Below are 6,872 nucleotides of genomic sequence, written 5' to 3' on the forward strand. Positions count from 1 at the left end.
ATTCACCGAAGCAGGCTGGAACGTCCGCCTTTTTGATCGCAAGACGGATTCACTGGAGACGGCAGCGCGCGGTGTTGATGTGATCGTAAACGCTTGGCACATCCCTTATCCGCAGTGGCAAAAGAAGATGCTCTCAATGCACAAGAGCGTCCATCGCGCCGCTTTAGCAAACGATGCAACAGTGATCATTCCCGGCAATGTGTATGTGTTTGGCGAAAGCACGCCATCACCATGGTCTGAAACCTCGCCATATCGGGCGCGCAACCCACTGGGCAAAATTCGGATTGAAATGGAACGCGCCTATCGCGATGCAGGTGTACGCACCATCGTGCTACGGGCGGGTGATTTCATTGATACCGAAGCGAATGGAAACTGGTTCGATATGATCATCGCCAAAAAGATCGGCAAAGGTAAAATGACATCCCCCGGGAACCCCGATATCGAACACGCTTGGGGCTTTCTGCCAGACATCACTCGGGCCGCTGTTGAATTGGCCGAAAAACGTGACGAGTTGGAGCGCTTTTGCGATGTCTGCTTTCCGGGCTATTCCCTCAGCCTTGCCGAGCTTGCGGCAGCGTGCGGGCTAGCGCGGGGGCATGATGTCAAAGTGAAACAGATGAAATGGTGGCCTTTGCGCCTTGTTTGGCCCTTTATGGCGGACATGAAGTATATCTTCGAGATGCGCTATCTCTGGTTCACCCCGCATCGCTTGGATGGGGCCAAGTTCGCGAAGCTTTTGCCCGACTTCAAACCAACACCGCTACTGGAAGCGATGCGTCAAGCGACTGAGTTTGCACCGCTGCCAGAAGGTCAAATGCCAACGGGCGCTAAGGTCACTGCCTGATATCAACCCAAACCAATCTATGACGACTGGCCTGCTCCGCGACATCGCGGAGCGGGCCTTGGTTTGGCCAGAACACACCCGCATCTAGAATATCCCAATCCCGGCTGGGCAAAACATAACTTACCCGCATTGGGCCGGGGTTGTCCCAATAGGCCGTCGCAGTACCGCCCGCATCAGTGAGCGGCTCTGGGTCTTTGATCCGTGGATCGTGTAGCATTCTCGCCATCGCGCCGCGATCCCCGTCACCGCGTTCAGGGTCAAGGTTGGTGTTGCCGAGCAAGACAAAACGTTCCTTTGGAAAAGGGCCATGTTCACCGTCCATCACAGCACTCAGAAGCCCGAGCTGCGCGCGGCTGCGCAAACCGTTCATATCCTCGGGGCCATCAAACACGGGCGCTTGGTTCTGAAAGAGAGCCATAGCGACAGGCGGGTCATCATCCAGATCAATCTGCACCACCCAAAAACCCTGCCCGACAAGCTTTTGTGCATCGCGCGCCCCTTCAGACGGAAACGGGCGCTTATCTTCATATTCTGGCATCCGCGCATCGGGCACGTCTGTCCAAAGAAGATCGTTTAAATGGAAGCTGAGCGAAATCGGATAGCGAGAAAGCAAGAGCATCGCCCCCTCTCCCGCATAGCGCGCCCAGACCTGACGATCTGGCTTGCGCCCATCGCCGTCCAAATCAAGAGCCACCGGCTGCATAGAGTTTGGCGCATACGCCAGCATGTGAGGATATTCTAGAAACGCGCGCAATGCTTCAGACGTTTGCAAACCCGCATCAAAGTCTACCTTGGTCAGCAAAAGGACATCAGGATTGAGCACTTGGACAACTTGAGCAAGCGCCGCGAGCTGCTTGTCCTTACCGCGCTCAATATCGCGCAGCAGCAGACCCGGCCCTTTGCGCGTCAGCTCTGCGTGAAGCGTTGCAACGCGAAAACCCTCCGCGACGAGCGCGAAGGGCCAAATTAGGAGCGTCAAAAAGAGTGTTAAGCGTGTTGCGCCTCTGATTGCGCGTAGGCACGGCGGCGCTTTTCTTCGATCATTTCCGCAATACGGCCCATCGCAATACCGCGCATGATCATGCTTGCTGGTAGGAAGGCCCATGCCGTCATTGTCCAAATCAGAGTATGCGGATCATCCATCGACAGGTTGCCGACAAGATCAGTCGCAGTCTTCACCACGGCCGGGATCAAGAATGGCAGCAGAAATCCAAAGATAATGTTAATATTCGCATCGCGTTTCAAACGCACCAGAACGTCGCCGCCGCCAGTAGGATCAAACAATGGCAGGTTCACCCAAACATTAAAGGCGCCTGATTTAGAGGGCCATTTGGCGACACGCACCAGCAGGACAAAAACCACCAAGGACAGGAGCGAGATAGAATAGGAGAGACCAGCAGCGGTGCGTACTGTTTCAACCAGTTCGATCGAGGCGTTTTCGTTCAGCATCAACACCACGAGGCGTACAGGGGAATATGGGACATCGATGGACTGGCCCAGCAAATCGCCCCAATGACGCACGTAGAGTGTCAAAGATGTGGGTTCAAAGATGCCCTTGCATACCAAAGACAGCAAAAACACGATTGCAAAGATCGTCACGAACCGGTGTCGGTTGAACGGAGCCGCAAATCGGAATTCCACGATTGATGGGTAATCGCTGTAGTATTCAACAAAAGTGAAGAACGCGGCCAGTACGGCGATAAACACCACCAGCGGGCTATTGTCACCTGCGGCACCCGTCAACACCAATGTTGGCGTCACAATGAGTACCCACACGAGCAAAGCGCGCATAGCTGCGCTAAATATCTTCGTAACCACGTCGTATCCCTTCAACTTGGACGCTGTCGATACAATGCCGACCGCTTGTTCCAACCTGAGCCACTATCTAAAGCAGCATGCCTCAATCTCGCCTCATTTGAACATGGAACGAGCGCACATCTCAAGTCGTGACCCTATTAAGCTTAAGCAAAAGGGCCAAAAGAAGGCAGTACTGGTGCGAGATTACATCATTCAGAATGACACAAAAAGATTGAAGGGAATCAAACCACTACATCTGGTGTGTCACATCAATTTGACGTCTATTTCAAAGTGAACCAGACGGTTTCGGATCGAAACCCTGAGAATCGGGCAGCGATTCATTAACCAATGTGACGGCTTCAGCATGAGGCCGAGAATCATCGGCCTCATGCTCTGATTGTATTGCCCTTCAGGCAGTTAAACCCAAGGGCGTGCAGTGCTTGCTTTGCTTTCAAAAGCATCGATTGCACTGGCTTTTTCCATTGTCAGGCCGATGTCATCGAGACCCTCCAACAGGCAGTGCTTCTTAAAGCTATCAAGCTCAAAGGAGAACACTTCGCCATCTGAGGTTGTGACAGTTTGCGCTTCCAAATCGACGTCCATACGGGCGTTGGAGCCCTTCTCAGCATCTTTCATCAACACGTCGACCGCTTCCTGTGGCAGCACGATTGGCAAGATGCCGTTCTTGAAGCAGTTGTTGTAAAAGATGTCTGCGAAAGACGTAGACACGATCGCTTTGATGCCGAAATCGGCAAGCGCCCAAGGGGCGTGCTCACGCGATGAGCCGCAGCCAAAGTTATCGCCAGCAACGAGGATTTCTGCCTCGCGGTACGCAGGTTGGTTCAGAACGAAATCTTCGATCTCATTCCCTTGACGGTCAAAACGCATCTCATCAAAGAGGTTCGCGCCGAGACCGGAGCGTTTGATCGTCTTCAGAAAAATCTTCGGGATGATCATGTCAGTGTCGATATTCACCAGCGGCATAGGCGCAGCGATACCTGATAGTTTTTGGTACTTGTCCATTGTCTTTTCCTTTTTCGCATCCGCGCGTGGCGCAGTGCTGTTTGGAGTCTGTGTCCGTGGCTGTGTGGACGACGCGTTGCGCGCAACGTTCTTTGTCGCAACGACACTGCCAGCTGGGCGTTGCCATTGCTGACTGCGCGCCCAGCGGCCCGCTTTCGTTGCGCCTTGAAGAGGGCCAACGACACCCTTCTTGGAAAGATCGACCATCAACGCCTCAGCTTGGTCCATTTGAAGACCAAGTTGTTGCGCCATCGAAAACACCGAGAAACTCACGCGGTGCTTTGCTTGATCCATTGCAAGCTTCATCGCCAAAGCGGGGTAGGCCGCTTTGGTTGCTGTCCCAACAGTTGCCGCGCCCAAAGAAACGGGCGGCATCAAAGGAGCGCTCAGCGCCCCTCCTAGCATCTGCAAGAAGCCACGGCGGTTCATTAGATCAACTCACGAATGTCAGTCAGCTTGCCTGTCAAAGCGGCAGCCGCTGCCATCGCTGGAGACACAAGGTGCGTGCGCCCCTTATACCCCTGACGACCTTCGAAGTTACGATTTGACGTTGCCGCGCAGCGCTCATGCTCGGACAATTGATCAGGGTTCATCGCAAGGCACATTGAGCAACCCGCAAGGCGCCATTCAAAACCGGCATCCTTGAAGATATCTGCGAGACCTTCTTCTTCCGCCTGTGCACGTACCAGACCAGAGCCCGGAACGATCATCGCACGCATGCCTTCTTTGATCTTCTTGCCTTTGACAACTTCCGCAACTGCACGGAAATCTTCGATACGACCGTTTGTGCAAGAGCCGATAAAGACAGTATCGATTTCAATGTCTGTCAATTTCTGGCCGGGTGTCAGACCCATATACTCAAGCGAACGCTTCACAGCGTCGACTTTACCGCCTTCAAAATCTTCTGGGTTCGGAACCAAGCTTGAAATCGGCAGAACGTCCTCAGGGGATGTGCCCCATGTTACGCTTGGCTCAATGTCTGCGCCATTCAGTGTCACGACCTTATCAAAGTGCGCACCTTCATCTGTGAAGAGCGTGCGCCAGTAAGCTTCCGCTGCTTCCCATTCCGCACCTTTAGGCGCATGCGGGCGACCTTTGCAGTATTCGAACGTTTTCTCATCAGGCGCGATCAAACCAGCGCGCGCACCGCCTTCAATCGCCATGTTGCAGACAGTCATACGGCCTTCCATGGAAAGATCACGGATCGCTTCACCGCAATATTCAATCACGTAACCAGTGCCGCCAGCAGTACCCGTTTCACCAATCACAGACATTGTAATGTCCTTAGCCGTCACACCTGGCTTCAACTTGCCGGTGATTTCGACCTTCATGTTCTTGGACTTCTTCTGGATCAAGGTTTGCGTGGCTAGAACGTGCTCCACCTCGGACGTGCCAATACCATGCGCCAGCGCACCAAACGCGCCGTGCGTTGCTGTGTGGCTATCGCCGCAAACAACGGTCATACCCGGCAATGTCCAACCCTGCTCAGGTCCAACGATGTGCACGATGCCCTGACGGACGTCAGACACTGGGTAATAGTGAATGCCAAATTCTTTAGCGTTCGTATCCAGTGCAGCCACCTGAATGGCGCTGTCTTCGGTCATGTTCTTTGGATCTTCACGGCCCGCTGTTGTAGGAACGTTGTGATCTGGAACCGCAATCGTCTTGTCAGGCGCACGCACCGTGCGGCCCGTCATGCGAAGACCTTCAAAAGCCTGCGGTGATGTTACTTCGTGTACAAGATGGCGGTCGATATAAAGAAGACATGTACCGTCTTCCGCTTCATGGGCTACATGAGCATCCCAGATTTTATCATAGATCGTTTTGGGGGACATTGGGTCCACTCCCGTCGTTGTGAAATTTGGATAGGGGGTTTTAGAGATCAGGTCGCTGCGTTTCGCCTGTCAAACATGCCATTAAGGTAGGCACGCCAACACAGTGCGCGTTGCGCCGTAAAAGCGCTCGCGAAGGCGGGCGCGCTCGTTAAGATCGAAAATTCCGGTCATAGTCAGCAGATACACCAACCGAATGAACCGAGCAAGTGGCCATCCCTATTTATCAAAGATGGCCGCTTCCCTTTTACCTATGCAAAAACCACAGAGCTTGCGCCTTACATGTCCAGCATGACACAGTGCGATTGATCACAGACACCAAGCGGCAAGTAAGTGGACGAAACCGAGCAAACCAACACAAACGACACCGTCACCTCAACCGACGCGCTGCAAGACCTGCGCGAGGCTGCGTTTTCTTTTGCTGACTTTGCAACGAGCCTTTCTGAAAACCTACTGCGGCCTTGGATCGCCTACCAACTTGCGATCGCGTTGGGGGTTTTCATTCTCGCTCACCTCCTCGGACTGGCCCTGAAACCACGCTTGCACAATTGGATGCGCGCGCGGGAAGGTTGGCCAACATGGCGCATGCGCATCTTGGTAATGTTTCATCGACGCTTGAGGTTGCTCATCTACGTCGCGCTCATCTGGATCACCGTTTGGGTCATGCGCGAAATCACGTGGCCATCACGCTCTTATCTATTAACGATTATCGCTAACCTCACCACAGCATGGTTTTGTGTCGCGTTCATTACGCGCTTCATTCACAATACGCTTTTGCGTGCGATCATTCGATATGGCGCGTGGATATGGGTCACGCTGAGCATTGTGAACCTCACCGACGAGGCGCAAGAGTTCCTAGAAAGCATCGCGCTTGAACTCGGCACAGTGCGCTTGTCACTCTGGACGGTCCTGCAAGCGATCATCATCCTCGCGGTCCTTTTCGCTGGCGCGCGTTTTATTTCCTCCGCCTCCACCGCGACGATTCGTAAAAACGATGACATATCGCCCTCCATGCAGGTTCTGGCGATCAAGTTTTTGCAAGTGCTGCTCTATGGTGCCGCCTTTTTCATCGGAATGCGCACGGTTGGGGTTGATCTAACGGGGCTTGCGGTTCTCTCAGGCGCGATTGGTGTTGGCCTTGGTTTTGGTCTGCAAAAGGTTGTCTCCAACCTTGTGTCTGGCGTGATCATCCTGCTCGATAAATCGATCAAACCCGGGGATGTGATTTCCCTTGGCGAAACCTTTGGTTGGATCAACGCGCTCGGCGCGCGCTACGTCAGTGTCGTCACCCGCGATGGCAAAGAATACCTGATCCCGAATGAAGACCTGATCACGGGCCAAGTTGTGAACTGGTCCCATTCAAGCGATTATGTTCG

At 53.6% G+C, this 6,872-nt stretch carries 6 protein-coding genes; 2 read left to right on the forward strand and 4 right to left on the reverse strand.

Translation table 11 applies throughout. From position 1 onward, the window contains the following. Positions 1 to 844, forward strand: an 844-nt coding sequence (locus ABJQ89_RS06640; RefSeq protein ID WP_348495482.1) for an epimerase, incomplete at its 5' end; no start/stop codon positions are given. Here the strand turns inward: ABJQ89_RS06640 and ABJQ89_RS06645 are convergent. The 4 genes from ABJQ89_RS06645 to leuC form a co-directional block, all read right to left on the reverse strand. Next, entirely contained in the window at positions 834 to 1,823 is a 990-nt protein-coding gene (locus ABJQ89_RS06645) for an endonuclease/exonuclease/phosphatase family protein (RefSeq protein WP_348495483.1), read from the reverse strand. The genes ABJQ89_RS06640 and ABJQ89_RS06645 overlap by 11 nt on opposite strands. Before the next feature lie 8 nt (positions 1,824 to 1,831). Continuing rightward, the gene (locus tag ABJQ89_RS06650; RefSeq protein ID WP_348495484.1) at positions 1,832 to 2,662 is read right to left on the reverse strand and encodes a hypothetical protein; all 831 of its coding nucleotides are present in this window, start codon (positions 2,660 to 2,662) and stop codon (positions 1,832 to 1,834) included. Between the two features lie 396 nt (positions 2,663 to 3,058). Continuing rightward, a complete protein-coding gene (gene leuD / locus ABJQ89_RS06655; RefSeq protein ID WP_348495486.1) occupies positions 3,059 to 3,664 on the reverse strand; it encodes a 3-isopropylmalate dehydratase small subunit in 606 nt (201 codons plus the stop codon). Positions 3,665 to 4,092: 428 nt separating this feature from the next. Beyond that, entirely contained in the window at positions 4,093 to 5,499 is a 1,407-nt protein-coding gene (gene leuC, locus ABJQ89_RS06660) for a 3-isopropylmalate dehydratase large subunit (protein WP_348495485.1), read from the reverse strand. Between the two features lie 393 nt (positions 5,500 to 5,892). Here leuC and ABJQ89_RS06665 point away from each other — a divergent pair. Beyond that, on the forward strand, positions 5,893 to 6,872 hold a 980-nt coding region (locus ABJQ89_RS06665), incomplete at its 3' end, for a mechanosensitive ion channel domain-containing protein (protein ID WP_348495487.1).

Origin of the sequence: Planktotalea sp. (assembly GCF_039984035.1) — a bacterium.
GTDB lineage: Bacteria > Pseudomonadota > Alphaproteobacteria > Rhodobacterales > Rhodobacteraceae > Planktotalea.